We start from the raw sequence: 16,707 nt of genomic DNA on the forward strand, positions 1-16,707 counted from the left end.
GGCGTTATTCGCCGTAGGGCACCCAGATATTCTTGACCTCGGTCGCGGCCTGCAGGAAGTCGCGCCCCGCGCCCTCGGCCCCGAACCAATCCCGCGCCATGCCATGGTTGACCCAGCTGCGTTTGATGTTGCTCGCGGCCCCTTTCTCGACAATGCCGGAAAGCGCCGCGGCGCCGAAGGACCAGACCGCATCCACATCCATATGACGCGCCATCGCCTCGGCCAGATCCGCCTGCGGGCCGGTCAGGATATTCACCACGCCCGCGGGCATGTCCGATGTCTCAAGCACCTGAACGAAGTCCGTCGCCGCCAGCGGGAAGGGTTCGGAGGCCGAAAGGATCACACGGTTGCCCATGGCGATGGCGGGCGCCATGCAAGAGATCAGCCCCAGCAAAGGCGCCTCGGCAGGACAAAGCGCGCCGATCACACCCACGGGTTCCTTCATCGCCAGCGCCACGCCGCGGATCGGCACCCCATGCACCTGCCCGTCGTATTTGTCGGCCCAAGCGGCATAGGTGAACAGCCGGTCGATGGCCGCATCGACCTCCTTGCGGCCCGTCTTCGTGCCCTGCATCGCATCCAGACGTGCTGCGAATTCATCCCCGCGCGCCGAAAGGTTCTCGGCAATGTAGTACAGAATCTGCGCCCGCAGATGGCCGGTGGTTTTCGACCAGCCCTTCGCCGCATGTGCCGCCTCGACCGCATTGCGCAGGTCCTTGCGGTTGGCGAGGCTCACATGCCCCAAAAGCCCGCCGGACTTGCCCCAGACCGGCGCGGAATAGCCGCCATCGGGCCGCGCCTGTTTGCCACCGATATAAAGCTTCGCGGTGCGGTCGATCCCCTCCTCCGGCGCGCCCTCACCTGAGAAAGCTTCGATCTCTTTCAAGGGCTTCGCGGAGGTCTTCGGCTTGGTATAGCCCGCCAGACCTTCCCAACCACCCTCGCGGCCAAAGCCGCTTTCACGCTTGCCGCCGAACCCGGCTGCGGCATCCATCATATTGGTGCCATTGACCCAAACGATCCCGGTCTCCAACTTCGGCGCGATGTCGAGGGCAAGGTTCACATTCTCGGTCCAGACCGTCGCCGCCAGACCGTAGCGCGTGTTATTGGCCAGCTGCACCGCCTCGCCGGGCGTGCGGAAGGTGGTGGAGACCAGCACAGGCCCAAAAATCTCTTCCTGCATCAGCCGATCCGCCGGGTTCAGCCCGGTAATCAGGGTGGGCGGATAGAAACAGCCATTCTCAGGCATCGCCCCCGGTGCCACGAAACGCTCACCGGCGGTATTGGCCTCGACCATCTCGTTCACGCGCTTGTATTGCACCGGGTCGACCAGCGCGCCCACGTCGATGCTTTTGTCCAAGGGATCGCCGACGCGCAGCTTCTCCATCCGCGCGCGCAGCTTGGCATAGAACCGATCCGCCACCGGCTCATGCACCAGCAGGCGCGAGCCGGCACAGCAGACCTGCCCCTGATTGAACCAGATCGCATCGACCAGCCCTTCGACGGCGCTATCCAGATCGGCATCGTCGAAAACGATGTAAGGTGATTTTCCGCCCAACTCCAAGGTCAGCGCCTTGCCGGACCCCGCCGTCGCCTCGCGAATGCGGCGGCCAACGGCGGTGGAGCCGGTAAAGGCGATCTTGTCGATATCCTGATGGCCGACGATCATCTCGCCCACGGTGCCATCGCCCGTCACGATATTGACCACACCCTTGGGCAGCCCCGCTTGACGGCAGATATCGGCAAACAAGAGCGCGGTCAGCGAGGTGTATTCCGCAGGTTTCAACACCACGGTATTACCCATCGCCAGTGCGGGCGCGATCTTCCACGCCAGCATCAGCAGGGGGAAGTTCCAGGGGATGATCTGCCCGCAAACCCCAAGCGCCTGCGCATCGGGCAGTTCGCTCTCCATCAACTGCGCCATGCCCGCGTGATAATAGAAATGCCGCTGCGCCAAGGGCACGTCAATATCGCGCGCCTCACGAATGGGCTTGCCGTTGTCCAAGACCTCCAAAACTGCAAACAACCGCGCGTGTTTCTGCAACAGCCGCGCTAGCGCATAGATATGCCGCGCCCGGCCATGGCCGCCCAGCTTCTCCCACTTGGGCTGCGCCTTGCGCGCCGCCTTCACGGCGGCGTCAATATCGCCCTGCGACGCCTGCGTTAGACTGGCCAAGACCTCACCCGTCGCCGGGTTCGTGCTGTCAAACCCCGCCCCCGGCGCAGTGAAGGCGCCATCGATGAAATGGCCAAACCGCCCGCCCTGATCGACGATCCACGCCAGCGCATCTGCCGCCGATTCCGGGGCTGGCCCGTATTCCATGCTTTCGAATATGTCGGACACGCTCATGCCTTCATCCTTTTCCAAATACCTTCCCGCAGCCAGCAACGGGCTCAGGAGGTCGCGTGGCGGTAAGCCGCCGAATAATTGCCGGTCACATGATGCTCCAACTGCCGCTCGATATCGCCCAAGAGCGAGGACGCCCCAAAGCGGAACAGGTCAGGCTGCAACCAACGGTCGCCCAGCTCTTCCTTCATCAGCGCCAGATAGGTGATCGCATCCTTGGCCTTCGAGATGCCGCCCGCGGGCTTGTAGCCCACGCGCACGCCGGTGCGCGCGTAATACTCGCGGATCGCGCGGATCATGACGAGGCTCACGGGCAGGGTGGCGTTAACACTTTCCTTGCCGGTCGAGGTCTTGATGAAATCGGCCCCGGCCATCATGCAAACCAGCGACGCCCGCGCCACATTGCGCAGCGATCCCAATTCGCCGGTGGCGAGGATCGCCTTTACATGGGCCTCGCCGCAGGCCTCGCGGAAGGCGCGCATTTCATCGTAAAGCGCCTGCCAGTCGCCCGAGAGCACATGACGGCGCGAGATCACGATGTCGATCTCACTCGCCCCGGCCTCAACACTCATCTCGATCTCGCGAATGCGCAGTTCCAAGGGCGACAGCCCTGCCGGGAACCCGGTTGAGACGGCGGCGATGGGGATGTTCGTCCCCTCCAGCGCGCGCCGCGCGGCGGGGATCATCTCGTGATAGACGCAGACCGCGCCGGTGGTGATCGGCGCCATGCCAAGCGCGTCGAGCAGATCGGGCGCAATCGGTTGCCGCGCCTTGGCGCAAAGCCGTTCGACCCGGCGTGCGGTGTCGTCGCCCGAAAGGGTCGTCAGGTCGATACAGGTCACCGCGCGCAGCAGCCACGCAGCTTGGTGGTCCTTTTTCAGCGAACGGCGGGCGGGCAGGGCGGCGGCGCGGCGTTCGATCGCCGAGGTATTCGCCTGCACCGAGCGCAGCCAATCCATATCAAGCGGCATCGGTTCGACGCGGGGTTCGGTGACCTGGGGCAGATGGCCCGGCGCGTCGGTCTCTGTCTCACGGTGCTGCGGGGTCGTCTGGGTGGCCATCGGGGTCTCTCCGGTTTGGTCAGGCGCGCAAAATGGCATGGGGCAGGGGCCAAAGCAAGCGACGCTAACCCCGCGTCACCGGTCGAATGCCTGAAAAACAGGCGAAATGTGGAAATTGTTAATGAGAACCATTCTCAACTGTTGACTTAATTGAGAATCGTTCTCATTAATACCTCCATGACACATGCATCTGATCTGTTTCGCCCGTCCCGCCGCACCGCTTTAATCGGCGGCTTGAGCGCATTTGCCCTGCTCGGGGCCGCGCCCGCTGCCTTTGCCGCGCCAAAGCTCAACGTCGTTGCGACCACCGGCATGATCGCTGACGCCGCCCGGCGGATCGGTGGCGATCTGGTGGAGGTCCGCTCGCTCATGGGGTCGGGCGTCGATCCGCACAGCTACCGCCAGACACGCAGCGACATCGTGGCGCTGACCCGGGCCGATCTGGTGCTCTGGCACGGCCTTTACCTTGAGGCGCAGATGGAGCGGTTCTTTGAAGATCTGGGCCGCAAACGCGCCGTGATCGCCGTGGCCGATGCGCTGCCCAAGGATGGTTTGCTCAGCCACCCGGATTACGAGGGCCGCTATGACCCGCATGTCTGGATGGACCCCAACACATGGATCGCCGTGGTGAATGAGGTGACCCGCGCGCTGAGCGAAGCACATCCGGCGGGGGTCGAGACCTTTGCCGCGAATGCCAAGACCTACCGCGCGGAACTGGACCAACTCGCAGCCTATGCCGCCGAGACCGTGGCGCAGGTGCCCGAAGGCCAGCGTGTCTTGGTCACGGCGCATGACGCTTTCAGCTACTTCGGGCGCGCCTTTGGGTTCGAGGTGATCGGCATTCAAGGCATCTCGACCAACAGCGAGGCGGGGCTCAATCGCATCTCTTCGCTCGTCGATGAGCTTGTCGAACGCGAGATCGGCGCGGTTTTCGTCGAAACCTCGGTGTCCGACCGTAACATGCGCGCACTGGTCGAGGGGGCTGCGGCGCGCGGTCATAAGGTCGTGATCGGCGGGTCGCTCTATAGTGACGCCATGGGGGAACCGGGCAGCTATGAGGGCACTTATATCGGTATGATCGATCACAACGTCACCACCATCGCCCGCGCGCTCGGCGCGCCGGTGAATGCGGGCGGGATGACCGGCAAGCTGGCACAGGGAAGCTGATCCATGACACTCGAACTCGCCCGTACGCGTGAGACCGCGCCGACCGCCCGCGCCGACAGCCCGCTCGCCCTGCGTGGGATGACCGTTTCCTACGGGCAGAAGCCTGCGGTCTTTTCGGTGGATATGACCGTCGAGCCGGGCAAGATGACGGCGATCATCGGGCCGAACGGGGCGGGGAAATCGACGCTGCTCAAGGCCGCTTTGGGCATCCTTACCCCGCTGGCGGGCACCGCCACCGTCTATGGCAAGCCGGTGGCCGAGCAGCGCCACCGCATCGCCTATGTGCCGCAGCGCGCGAGTGTGGATTGGGATTTCCCAACCCGCGTGATCGACGTGGTGCTGATGGGGCTTTACCCGCAACTGGGCCTTTTGGGCCGCATCCGCCCCGTGCACCGCGCCCGCGCCGCCGATTGTTTGGCCCGCGTCGGGATGGAGGATTTCGCCACCCGCCAGATCGGCCAACTCTCGGGCGGCCAGCAGCAGCGGGTGTTCCTTGCGCGGGCCTTGGCGCAGGATGCGGATCTCTACCTGCTCGACGAACCCTTTGCCGGGGTCGATGCGGCGACGGAAAAGGCGATCATCGCTGTGCTGAAATCCCTCCGGGATGCGGGCAAGACGGTCGTCGCCGTGCACCATGATCTGTCCACGGTGCCTGAGTATTTCGACAATGTCTTCCTGATCAACACCCACCGCGTGGCCGAGGGCAGCGTCGCGGAGGTTTTCAAGTCCAACCACCTGCAAGACGCCTATGGCGGGCGTTTGGCGGGCGCGCAGATGGATGCTTTGCAGTTGTCATGATCTGGGACGCGCTGACACTGCAACTGGGCTATAACGCCACGCTGGTGACGCTGGGGGCCACGCTTTTGGGCATGGCGGCAGGCGTCGGCGGCACCTTCTTGTTTCTGCGCAAACGGGCGTTGGTGAGCGATGCAATTTCGCATGCGACACTGCCCGGCGTGGCGCTGGCCTTCATGGTGATGGTCGCTTTGGGCGGCGATGGGCGCAACCTGATCGGCCTGCTGCTGGGGGCTGCGCTGTCGGCAGGGGTGGGGCTGCTCTTGGTCTCATGGCTCAGCAACCGCACGCGACTGGCCGAAGATGCGGCGATCGGGTCGGTCCTGTCGGTTTTCTTTGGCCTTGGCATCGTGCTGCTCACAGTGATCCAGACCATGAGCGCGGGGCGTCAGGCGGGGCTGGAGGATTTCCTTTTGGGCTCTACCGCCGGGATGCTGCGCAGCGATGCGCTGATCATCGCCGTGGCGGCGGCGCTGACGCTGGCGCTGGTGCTGCTCTTGCGCCGCCCGCTGACGCTGGCCTCCTTCGATCCTGAATATGGCACCGCCATCGGGCAGAACGTGCCGCGCACGGATCTGGCGATGATGGGGCTGGTGCTGGCCGTGACGGTGGTCGGGCTCAAGATCGTGGGGCTGATCCTGATCGTGGCGCTGCTGATCATCCCGCCCGTCACCGCGCGTTTCTGGAGCGAGCGAACCGACCATGTGGTGCTGATCTCGGGCGCGCTCGGCGGCATTGCGGCCTATATCGGCGCGGCGCTGTCAGCGGCCCAGCCGAACCTGCCAACGGGGCCGATCATCGTTCTGGTGGGCTTCGCGCTCTTTGCGCTGTCGCTGCTGCTGGCACCGGGGCGCGGGGCGCTGTCGGCGCTACTGCGGCACCGGCGCTATCAGCGTCGGGTCCATCTGCGGCAGGGGCTTTTGGCCTTGGCCCATGGGCAGCCGATCTACGAACAACTTACCCTCCGCCTGCTGCGGGCCGAGGGCTACGCCCTGCCCGATGGGGTCGCCACCAAGGCGGGCCGGGGCCGCGCGGCCAAGGCGCTGCGCGATGAAACCCGCTGGCAACTGATCCGCCGCGATCCAGCTTACGAGGCGGCGGCCCAGCAATATGACGGTCTGACCCCCATCGAGACGGTGCTGACCGCCGACCAAATCCGCGAAATCGACAGCCGCATCGACATGCGCGGCGGGGTGATGGCATGAACGGTTCCGAATTCGTCCCCCTGTCTTTGGTGCCGATGCTGACGGGCATCTTCGTGGCGGTGGCCTGCGCCTTGCCGGGGAACTTCCTTGTCCTGCGCCGCCAAGCGTTGATCGGCGATGCGATCAGCCATGTGGTGCTGCCGGGGATCGTGGTGGCGTTCCTGCTGACCGGTGTGGTCAGCACTTGGCCGATGCTGCTGGGCGCGGCGGGCGCGGCGCTGGTCGCCGTGCTGGCCATCGAAGGCGTGCGCCGTTTGGGCAAGATCGAATCCGGCGCGGCCATGGGCGTGGTCTTTACCGCGATGTTCGCGGGCGGCGTGCTGCTGCTGGAACAATCCGACACCAGCAATGTGCATCTCGACGTGGAACATGCGCTTTATGGCAACCTCGAAAGCCTGATCTGGCTGGATGCGACCGGCTGGGGGGCGCTGCTCGACCCCGAGGCGCTGGCGACCATCCCGGTGGAGCTGCCGCGCATGGCGATCACGTTTCTTTTCGTTGCGCTTTTCACGGCGGTGTTCTGGCGTCCGCTCAAGATCAGCACATTCGACGAAGGCTTTGCCCGCACCATCGGGATGAAGACCGGCCCTTTGGGCCTTGGGCTGGTGATCGTCGCCGCCATTGCCGCCGTGGCCGCCTTTGACGCGGTGGGCAGCATCATCGTGATCGCCATGTTCATCTGCCCGCCCGCTGCGGCGCGGATGATGACCAACCGGCTGGAGCATCAGATTGCATGGTCGGTGGGTTTTGCCACGGTGGCCGCGATTTTGGGCTATGTCTTGGCAGGTTACGGGCCGCTGTGGATTGGGCTGCGGGATTCGGTCTCGGCGGCGGGGATGATCGCGACTGTCTCAGGGCTGATCCTTGGCGCCGCGGCAGTGATGGGGCCGCATCGGCATAGAGGCGCCGCCGCGCCCACTGCTTAACCGAATCGCAACGATTCGTTTTATCGGCGACTGATTCGCTTTTGCTTTGACCTGTGATTCGTCCTGCGTCTATACAGGTGACAAGCTCCGCCGGAGACGACTTGTACCCGGGTCGCCCGCCGCTCTGATAAGACCGGAATAACAAAAGCACCAGTGCGCCGAGTAGCCGACCCAGCAGCGGATCGCCCCACCTTTGGCGGCGGTCCGCTGACTTTGCCCAGAACCTCTGATACCCGGCTCTCATAGACGCATTCACATCTGGCAGAATCAAAAGCCGCCATGCTAGGTCTTGCGGTATGCCCAGCCCGACCCCCAATATAAGCGAAGTTCGCCCCGTCATCCGTCAGTTGGACGATTCCGCGATCAACCGCATCGCCGCGGGCGAGGTGGTCGAACGGCCCGCCTCGGCGGTCAAGGAATTGGTCGAGAACGCCATCGACGCGGGCGCGCGGCGCATCACCGTGGAATATGCCGATGGCGGCAAGACGATGATCCGTGTCACGGACGACGGCTGCGGCATCGCGCCCGAAGATTTGCCGCTGGCCCTGTCGCGTCATGCGACCTCCAAAATCGACGGTTCCGACCTGCTGGATATCCACACCTTCGGCTTCCGCGGCGAGGCGTTGCCCTCGCTCGGCGCTGTCGGGCGGCTCACGATTACCAGCCGCGCGGCCGGGTTCGACGGGGCCGAGATCACCGTCGACGGGGGCCGCATGGGCGAGGTGCGCCCGGCGGCGTTGAACGGGGGCACTATCGTCACCCTGCGCGATCTGTTCTTCGCCACGCCTGCGCGGCTCAAGTTTCTGCGCACCGACCGGGCCGAGGCGCAGGCGATCGGCGATGTCATCAAACGGCTGGCCATGGCCGAGCCTTTCGTGCGTTTCGTGCTGCGCGATGTCTCAGGTGACGGTAAGGGCCGCGATGTGTTCCGCGCCGAGGCCGAGCAGGGCGATCTCTTCGATGCGCTGCATGGCCGACTGGCGCAGGTGCTGGGGCGCGAGTTTGCCGAGAATGCCCTGCCCATCGACGCCATGCGCGAGGGGTTGCATTTGACCGGTTTCGCTGCTCTGCCGACCTACTCGCGCGGCTCTGCCGTGGCACAATATCTCTTCGTGAATGGCCGCCCGGTGCGGGACAAACTGCTGACCGGAGCTTTGCGCGGGGCCTATTTCGATTTCCTGAGCCGGGACCGTCACCCGGCGGCGGCGCTATTTGTGGAATGCCCGCCGACGCTCGTCGATGTGAACGTGCATCCCGCGAAATCCGAAGTGCGCTTTCGCGATCCGGGGCTGGCGCGGGGGCTGATCGTCTCGGCCCTGCGCCACGCGCTGGCTGAAGCGGGACACCGCGCTTCGACCACCGTGGCGCAGGCGACCCTGGGCGCGATGCAGCCTGAGCCGCAGGGCGCGCGGGTCTATCAGATGGACCGCGCGGGCATGGACCGCCCCAGCCCCGCCGCACGGGAGGCCGCCTATCAGACGCAGGCCCCCGGCTTTGCCGAGACCGCAGGCGTTTGGGGCCGGGTGGAGGGCACGCCGCTGCCCGAGACCCCCGCGCCGAGCCATGCCGCCGCCCCCGAAGCGGAAGAGGCCGCGCCCACCCCCGATTACCCGCTTGGCACCGCGCGGGGGCAGGTGCACGAAAATTACATCATCGCCCAGACCGCCAATGGCATGGTCATCGTCGATCAGCATGCGGCGCATGAGCGGCTGGTCTATGAAAAACTCAAGCGGCAGATGAACGAGAACGGCGTCGCGGCCCAAGCGCTGCTGATCCCCGAGATCGTCGAACTGTCCGCCAATGACTGCGCGCGCCTGCTGGAACTGGCGGAGGAACTGGCGAAACTTGGCCTTGGCATCGAAGCCTTCGGCGGCAGCGCCATCGCTGTGCGCGAGACGCCTGCGATCCTCGGCACCGTGAACGCCCGTGCGCTGATCCTCGACGTGCTCGATGAGTTGGCTGAGGGCGAGAGCAGCAACATCGTTCAGGCCAAGATCGAAGCGATCCTAAGCCGGGTGGCTTGTCATGGCTCGATCCGCTCGGGCCGCTGGATGCGCGCCGAAGAGATGAACGCGCTCTTGCGCGAGATGGAGGCGACGCCGCATTCGGGCCAGTGCAACCACGGGCGGCCCACCTATGTTGAACTCAAACTCGCCGATATTGAACGGCTCTTCGGGCGCACTTGATGGAGCTTGGCGGCACGACCCTGACCCTCTCCAACCCTGTAACGCTCTTGGCCCTTGCGGGCGCGGGGCTGCTGTTGCTCATCGTCATCCTGCTGATCATGGCGGTCCGCGCCGCGGGCCGTTCGGCCCGTGTGGCCGCCCCCTTGGCGCAGCAGATGCGCGTGCTTGGCGGCCATGTGCAGCAATTGGGGCAAGGGCAGGAGCAGCTGCGCGGCGGGTTGCAAATGGTCTCGGACACGCAAAGCAACACCCAAGCGCAGATGATGCAGACGATGGAAGCGCGGCTGGCCTATGTGCAGCAGCAGATGCAGGACCGGCTGGCCGACAACGCTGCCCGCTCGGCGCGCTCGCTCGCCGAGATGCAGCAGCGCATGACCGAGACGCTGCACGGCTCGTCCAAACGCACCACCTCCAGTCTTGCGCAGTTGCAGGAGCGTCTGGCCTCGATCGACAAGGCGCAGGATAATATCACCAAACTGTCGGGCGACGTGCTGTCGCTCCAAGACATCCTCAGCAACAAGCAAACGCGCGGATCCTTCGGTGAAATCCAGTTGCAGGATATCGTGTCGAAAGCCCTGCCAAGCGACAGCTATTCGCTGCAAGCCACGCTCAGCAACGGCAAGCGGCCCGATTGCCTGATCCATCTGCCCAACCCGCCCGGGCCGATCGTGATCGACAGTAAATTCCCGTTGGAAGCCTATGAGGCCCTGCGCCGCGCCAAGACCGAAGCCGAGACCCGCGCCGCCGCCCAACAGATGAAGACCGCCGTGCGGGTGCACCTCAATGCCATCGCCGACAAATACATTCTGGAGGGGGAGACGGCGGAAGGCGCCTTGATGTTCCTGCCCTCCGAGGCGGTCTATGCCGAGTTGCACGCGAATTTTTCCGAACTCGTGCGCGAAGGCTTTGAGAAACGCGTCTGGATCGTCAGCCCGACCACCTGCATGGCCACGCTCAACACCATGCGCGCGATCCTGAAGGACGCGCGGATGCGCGAACAGGCAGGCGCGATCCGCAAAGAGTTGGGCAATCTGAACAAGGATGTAGAACGTCTGGCGACCCGGGTGGGCAACCTCGACCGGCATTTCACCCAAGCGCGGCGGGACGTGGAAGAGATCAAAGTCAGCAGCGAAAAAGCCGCCAAACGCGCGGGGCGCTTGCATAATTTCGACTTCGAAGAACTGGCAGAAGCCAAAACCGAGGCTATTGTTCCCCTAAGGACACCCGAAGGGAACGGCTGAATGAACGACGTGGACATTACCGGGATGACGCTGGAGGCGATGCAGACGCGGGCCGCCGCGTTGCGGGGCGATATCGTGCAAACACCGGTGGTGACGCTCTCCTCTCCCATGGTCGACGAGGTGCTGGGCGGCGCGCGGGTCGCGCTCAAACTGGAGTGTTTCCAGCATACCGGCACCTTCAAGGCCCGCGGCGCGCTGTCGGTGGCGCGACAGCTTGACGATGACACCCGCGGGCGCGGGATCACCGCGGCCAGCGCGGGCAACCACGCCATTGCCGCAGGCTGGGCCGCGGCCAAGCTTGCCATCAGCGCCAAGGTGGTGATGCAGGACAATGCCAACCCCTTTCGCGTCGCCCTCGCCCGTGCCACCGGGGCCGAGGTCATCCTGAAACCCGCCGGGCAAGAGACCTTTGCCGAGGCCGAGCGGTTGGTGCGCGAAGAGGGGCGGTTCTTTATCCATCCTTTCGAGGGGCTGCACACCTCGCTCGGCACCGCCGGGGTGGGGCTGGAACTGATGGCGCAGGTGGCGGATTTGGACGCGGTCGTCGTCTCGGTCGGCGGTGGCGGGCTGATCAGCGGTGTCGCCGCCGCGGTCAAGGCGATCAACCCCGCTTGTCGGGTCTATGGCGTGGAGCCCGAGGGCGCCGACAGCATGTCGCAAAGCCTCGCCTCCGGCGCGCCGGTGACGATCCCTCAGGTCAACACAATCGCCGACAGCCTTGCCCCGCCGATGGCGCTGCCTTTCGGCCATGCGCTTTGCGCGGTCTATGTCGATGACGTGGTGACGGTCAGCGACGATGCGATCTGCGCCGGGATGGTGGTGTTGCAACAGGCGGCAAAACTGGCGGTGGAACCTGCCGCCGGGGCCGCGATGGCGGGCGCGTTCGGCCCCCTGCGTGGTCAATTGGCTGGGCGGCGCGTCGGCGTGATCGTCTGCGGGGCCAATATCGACACCGACAGCTATTTGGGCCAGCTCAGCCGCGGGCAAGCGGCGCTCGACAGCCTGCTGTCCTAGTGCCCTCCAAGGGCTTTGCACGCGGTCGCGGTGCTGCGTGCATTCTTCCAAGAAAATCTATCGGGCGCTGCAACTTTAACTCCCCTTTACCCGTGGGTGCCCCATATCCAAAGTTCCGGACCAAAGCAGGACGCCTATGCCTTTCGAAGCTCTGAACGACAGTACCCTCCCTCCACAGCCGCTTGGGCGGCGTGTCGCCGTGATTGGCGGCGGGATTTCCGGCATGGGGGCGGCGCATATGCTGGCACCTGCGGACCGCGTCACCCTCTATGAGGCGGGGGCCAAGATCGGCGGCCATGCGCGGACGGTGATCGCGGGCAAGAATGGCGATCAGCCGGTCGATACCGGTTTCATCGTGTTCAACTATGCCAACTACCCGCATCTTGCGGCGCTGTTTGCGGAATTGGACGTGCCGGTCGTACCCTCGAACATGAGCTTCGGCGCGTCGATTGATGGCGGGCGGCTGGAATATGCGCTGACCAATTTCAACGCGGTCTTCGCCCAGAAACGCAATATGTTCAGCCCGCCTTTCCTGCGGATGCTGCGGGACATTCTGCATTTCAACAAGAACGCGCTGGCGGTGTCGCGCGACCCGTCGATGACCATCGCAGAGTTTCTCGACCAGCTGGGCACCGGGCCATATTTCCGCGACTTCTACCTGTCGCCCCTGTCGGGTGCGATCTGGTCCACCCCGACGGAAAAGATCATGGATTTCCCCGCCCATGCCATGGTCAATTTCTTCGAAAACCACGCGCTGCTGAATTATTCCGGCCAGCACCAGTGGTACACGGTCAAAGGCGGCTCGCGCCAATATGTCGACCGGTTGGAGAGTGCGCTGCGCACCAAAGGTGTCGACCTGCGCACCGACAGCCCTGTGCAGGCGGTGCGCCGCACGGCGCAGGGGGCCGAGGTCCGCGCCTATGGCGGGGAGTGGGAGACTTTCGACGAGGTGATCTTTGCCACCCATTCCGACGACACGCTGTCGATGTTGTCCGACCCGACCGAGGCCGAGCAGCGCGCCCTCGGCGCCATCCGCTACCAGCCCAATGACATCGTGCTGCATGCCGATGCCAGCATCATGCCCAAGCGGCGCTCCACTTGGGCATCGTGGGTTTATACCGAGGATCGTGAGCAGAAGTCCGACCGGATCGACCTGACCTATTGGATGAACTCGCTGCAACCGATCCCGCAGGACGATCCGCATTTTGTCACGCTCAACACCAAACGCACCATCCGCGAAGAGCTGATCTATGACCAAGTGACCCTGCGCCATCCGGTCTATGACCTTGCCGCCTTAGCCGCGCAGGACGAGGTACGCGCCTTCAACGGCAGCCATAACACATGGTTCTGCGGTGCATGGTTGCGCAATGGCTTTCACGAAGACGGGCTGGCCAGCGCGGTGGATGTGGTCGAACGGATGCAGGCCGCGCGGGCGGCGCCCTTGGCGGCGGAGTGACGGCTCAGGTCGATCATATCCGCGGCCAGACCTTCCATGGCCGCAAGGGCGCGGTCGAGAACCGTTTCCGCTATTCGGTCGACTATGTGATCTGCGACGCCGAGACCGGGGCGTTAAGGACGCCCACGCTTTTCGCCCGCAATGGTGCGAATGTGACCAGCCTGCACGACAGCGACCACGGCGGCGCGCCGGGGCAGGGGCGCGGCGCCCCTTGGGTGCGCGAGGTTTTGGCGGCGCATGACATCACCGGGGTCGCGCGGATCGAACTTCTGGCGCAGCCGCGGATGCTGGGCCATGTCTTCAACCCGGTCAGCTTTTGGCTCTGCCGTCGGGCCGATGATGCGCTGATTGCCGTGATTGCCGAGGTCACGAATACCTATGGCGACCGGCATTCCTATCTCTGCCATCACCCCGACCTGCGCCCCATCGCGCCTGAGGATCGCTTGCGGGCTGCAAAGCTCATGCATGTCTCGCCCTTTCAGGACATCTCGGGCGGCTATGTCTTTCGCTTTGACATCAGTGCTGAGCGGATCGGCATCTGGATCGATTTCTCGGATGGGGAGAACGGGTTGATCGCCACCTTGACCGGGCCGCGTGCGCCGCTGACCAATGGCCGTATCCTATGGTCGCTGCTGCGCCGCCCCTTTGGGGCGCGGCGGGTGCTGGCGCTGATCCATTGGCAGGCGCTGAAGCTCTGGCTCAAGGGGGCGGGGTTCCGCAACCGCCCCGAGGCACCGCAGGTCGAGGTTTCCCGCGATGCGGCCCATGGCGCGGGCGGGCGATGAGGGCGCGCGCGGCCCGGCTGCCCGCCTATGCGCTTTTCGCCGCATTGCTCGCCGCGGCGGGGCTGCCAATCTACATTCACGCGCCGAAGTTCTATGTCGATGAATACGGGGTTTCGCTGACGGCGCTTGGCTCTGTGCTTTTTGGATTGCGGCTGTTGGACGTGGTGCAAGACCCCGCGCTTGGATGGCTGGCCCAAGCGCTGCGCCACAAACGCGGGCTGGCGGTGACGGTGGCGGGGGCGGTGATGGCGCTGGCGATGCTGGGGCTTTTCGCGGTGCCCGCGCCAATGGCGCCCGTGCTGTGGTTCGCCCTGATGCTGACGCTGGTCTTCTCGGCCTTCAGCTTTCTGACCATCTGTTTCTATGCCCAAGGGGTGGCCAAGGCCGACAGCCTGCCGGGGGCCGGACATCTGACCCTCGCCCGCTGGCGCGAGACCGGGGCGCTTTTGGGCGTCTGTCTCGCCTCTGTCGCGCCCCTGCTGCTGGGCTTGGCGCTGGACCGGCCTTTTGCCGGTTTCGCGATCGGGTTCGCGGTTCTAGCGCTCTGGGCCGTGGTCGCGATGCGCAGGGAGTGGCGGGCGACAGGGTTGCCGGGGGCGAGCGGTTTCGGCATCGTCTTGCGCGACGGGCAGGCGCGGCGGCTGTTGCTGATCGCTCTGGTCAATGCCGCCCCGGTGGCCGTGACCTCGACCCTGTTTCTCTTTTACGTCGAACTGGCGCTTGAGGCACCGGGATGGGAGGGGCCGCTCTTGCTGCTGTTTTTCATCGCAGCGGCGGCGGCAGCTCCGCTTTGGGGGATGCTGGCCGAACGCCACGGCCCGCGCCGGGTACTTTTGGCGGCGATGGCCTTGGGCATCGCCGCTTTCGGCGGGGCGCTGTTTCTGGGTCCGGGGGATGTGGTGCTGTTCGCCTTGGTCTGTCTGGCTTCCGGCGCGGTCTTGGGGGCCGACCTCACCCTACTGCCTGCCATGTTCGCCAACCGCATGGCGCAGATCTCTCCCTCGGCGGCCGAAGGCTTTGGCCTTTGGTCTTTCGTGTCCAAACTGACCTTGGCTTTCGCGGCGGCGGCCCTACTTCCCGCCCTAGAAGGCGCAGGGTTGCAGACCGCGACGGGAACCAGTTCCGACACATCCATCTCCCTGTTGATCTGGTTCTATGCCGGTGTACCTTGCGCCCTGAAATTGCTGGCGATCGCTCTTCTCGCCGGTGCAAAAGACGTGGAGACATCGTGACAGAGCCGCTGATCTTTATCGCTGTCGGGCTGGGCCTTGGTCTATTGCTCACCTTCCTGCGCCGCCGGTTGGGGGAGTTTCACGGGCAATCGCCCAGCGACTATGTGGATTCCTTCCCCGTCTTCGACCTGCGTTTGCATCTGCGCGATGAGATGATCTGCGAGGGCGTGATTTTCGGCCCCCTTGGCCGGGTCACCAGCAGCTTCACGGCCAAGTTCGACGTGTCTTGGGAGGGCGATGTCGCCACAGTTGCCGAGAGTTTTCGCTATAACGATGGTTCGCGTCAGCAGCGCGAATGGACCGTGACACTGGGCGAGAATGGACGTTTCACCAGCACTGCGCCGGATGTGATCGGGGTGGGGCAGGGCGTTCAGGCTGGTCCGACATTGCAGTTGCGCTATCGTATCCAACTGCCCGAGGAACTGGGCAGCCATGTGCTGAAAACCGTCGATTGGATGTATCTCACCCCCGATGGCACCATCGTCAATCGCAGCCAGTTTCGGAAGTTCGGGATCAAAGTAGCAGAATTGGTCGCCACCCTGCGACCGACGGAGGAAAGATGAAAGACTGGCAAGGCAAGACCTATTGGCTGGTGGGCGCGAGCGACGGGCTTGGCGCAGCACTGGCGCATCAGCTGAGCCGCACCGGGGCCGAGGTGATCCTCTCGGCCCGGTCCGAAGACAAGCTGACCGAACTCGCGCAGGCGCTGCCGGGGCGGGCACGGGTGCGGGTCATGGATGTGACCGATGACGAAGACGTCGCACAGGCGGCCAAGGATGTGGGGCCGATCGACGGGCTGGTCTATCTGGCGGGGGCCTATTGGCCCTTTGGCGCGCGGGATTGGGACGCGAAACATGGGGTGACCATGGCCGACGTGAACTTCACCGGCTTGATGCGCGTCTTGGGGCAGGTGGTGCCGCAGATGGTCGCCCGCGATCACGGGCATATCGTCATCACCTCCAGCCTGACCGCCTATCGCGGGCTGCCCGGCTCCATCGGCTATACGGCCTCCAAGGCGGCGACGCTGTCGCTGGCGGAATGCATGCATGCCGATCTGCGCAAGACGGGCGTGCAGGTGCAGGCGATCAACCCGGGCTTTATCAAGACCCAGTTGACCGACAAGAACGATTTCAAAATGCCCTTTTTGATGGAGCCCGATGACGCCGCGCGGCGCGTCTTCGAGCATATGAACAGCGACAGTTTTAAACTGGATTTCCCTTACGGCTTCTCACTGCTGTTCCGTTTGGGGCGCTTCCTGCCGGATTGGCTGTATTACCGGTTCTTTTCCTGAA

The 16,707-nt window shown here is 64.6% G+C and carries 14 protein-coding genes; 12 read left to right on the forward strand and 2 right to left on the reverse strand.

Annotated features, from left to right (window positions below; genetic code table 11):
* Positions 1–4 precede the first annotated feature (4 nt).
* Both ACGYK2_RS14870 and deoC read right to left on the reverse strand, forming a co-directional pair.
* On the reverse strand, positions 5–2,350 hold the full coding sequence (locus tag ACGYK2_RS14870) for an aldehyde dehydrogenase family protein (RefSeq protein ID WP_271688874.1): 2,346 nt from the start codon (positions 2,348–2,350) through the stop codon (positions 5–7).
* Positions 2,351–2,394: 44 nt separating this feature from the next.
* On the reverse strand, positions 2,395–3,408 hold the full coding sequence (deoC, locus tag ACGYK2_RS14875; RefSeq protein ID WP_271688875.1) for a deoxyribose-phosphate aldolase: 1,014 nt from the start codon (positions 3,406–3,408) through the stop codon (positions 2,395–2,397).
* Between the two features lie 177 nt (positions 3,409–3,585).
* On the opposite strand from deoC, the gene ACGYK2_RS14880 reads away from it, so the two are divergent.
* The 12 genes from ACGYK2_RS14880 (at position 3,586) to ACGYK2_RS14935 (ending at position 16,706) form a co-directional block, all read left to right on the forward strand.
* The gene (locus ACGYK2_RS14880) at positions 3,586–4,575 is read left to right on the forward strand and encodes a metal ABC transporter solute-binding protein, Zn/Mn family (protein ID WP_271688876.1); all 990 of its coding nucleotides are present in this window, start codon (positions 3,586–3,588) and stop codon (positions 4,573–4,575) included.
* A 3-nt stretch (positions 4,576–4,578) separates the two neighbouring features.
* On the forward strand, positions 4,579–5,373 hold the full coding sequence (locus ACGYK2_RS14885; RefSeq protein ID WP_271688877.1) for a metal ABC transporter ATP-binding protein: 795 nt from the start codon (positions 4,579–4,581) through the stop codon (positions 5,371–5,373).
* Positions 5,370–6,575, forward strand: coding sequence for a metal ABC transporter permease (locus ACGYK2_RS14890; RefSeq protein ID WP_067266713.1), 1,206 nt, complete (start codon positions 5,370–5,372; stop codon positions 6,573–6,575). The genes ACGYK2_RS14885 and ACGYK2_RS14890 overlap by 4 nt, the downstream gene beginning before the upstream one ends.
* On the forward strand, positions 6,572–7,501 hold the full coding sequence (locus ACGYK2_RS14895) for a metal ABC transporter permease (protein WP_271688878.1): 930 nt from the start codon (positions 6,572–6,574) through the stop codon (positions 7,499–7,501). Before ACGYK2_RS14890 ends, ACGYK2_RS14895 begins: the two co-directional genes overlap by 4 nt.
* Positions 7,502–7,797: 296 nt before the next feature.
* On the forward strand, positions 7,798–9,687 hold the full coding sequence (mutL, locus tag ACGYK2_RS14900) for a DNA mismatch repair endonuclease MutL (protein WP_271688879.1): 1,890 nt from the start codon (positions 7,798–7,800) through the stop codon (positions 9,685–9,687).
* Entirely contained in the window at positions 9,684–10,928 is a 1,245-nt protein-coding gene (locus tag ACGYK2_RS14905) for a DNA recombination protein RmuC (RefSeq protein ID WP_271688880.1), read from the forward strand. Before mutL ends, ACGYK2_RS14905 begins: the two co-directional genes overlap by 4 nt.
* Positions 10,929–11,942 (forward strand): pyridoxal-phosphate dependent enzyme, encoded by a 1,014-nt coding sequence (locus ACGYK2_RS14910; protein ID WP_271688881.1) that lies wholly within the window; start codon positions 10,929–10,931, stop codon positions 11,940–11,942.
* Between the two features lie 136 nt (positions 11,943–12,078).
* Positions 12,079–13,398: an NAD(P)/FAD-dependent oxidoreductase gene (locus tag ACGYK2_RS14915; protein WP_271688882.1), complete on the forward strand. Its 1,320-nt coding sequence runs from the start codon at positions 12,079–12,081 to the stop codon at positions 13,396–13,398.
* Positions 13,395–14,183: a DUF1365 domain-containing protein gene (locus ACGYK2_RS14920; protein ID WP_271688883.1), complete on the forward strand. Its 789-nt coding sequence runs from the start codon at positions 13,395–13,397 to the stop codon at positions 14,181–14,183. The genes ACGYK2_RS14915 and ACGYK2_RS14920 overlap by 4 nt, the downstream gene beginning before the upstream one ends.
* Positions 14,180–15,415, forward strand: a complete 1,236-nt coding sequence (locus ACGYK2_RS14925; protein WP_271688884.1) for an MFS transporter — start codon at positions 14,180–14,182, stop codon at positions 15,413–15,415. Before ACGYK2_RS14920 ends, ACGYK2_RS14925 begins: the two co-directional genes overlap by 4 nt.
* The gene (locus ACGYK2_RS14930; protein WP_067267771.1) at positions 15,412–15,978 is read left to right on the forward strand and encodes a DUF3833 family protein; all 567 of its coding nucleotides are present in this window, start codon (positions 15,412–15,414) and stop codon (positions 15,976–15,978) included. The genes ACGYK2_RS14925 and ACGYK2_RS14930 overlap by 4 nt, the downstream gene beginning before the upstream one ends.
* Positions 15,975–16,706 carry an SDR family oxidoreductase gene (locus tag ACGYK2_RS14935; protein ID WP_271688885.1) on the forward strand — a complete coding sequence of 244 codons (732 nt, stop codon included), beginning with the start codon at positions 15,975–15,977 and terminating at the stop codon, positions 16,704–16,706. Before ACGYK2_RS14930 ends, ACGYK2_RS14935 begins: the two co-directional genes overlap by 4 nt.
* The last annotated feature ends 1 nt before the right edge of the window (position 16,707 follow it).

It is taken from the genome of Sulfitobacter sp. 1A10359 (assembly GCF_043558145.1).
Classification (GTDB): Bacteria; Pseudomonadota; Alphaproteobacteria; order Rhodobacterales; family Rhodobacteraceae; genus Sulfitobacter; species Sulfitobacter faviae.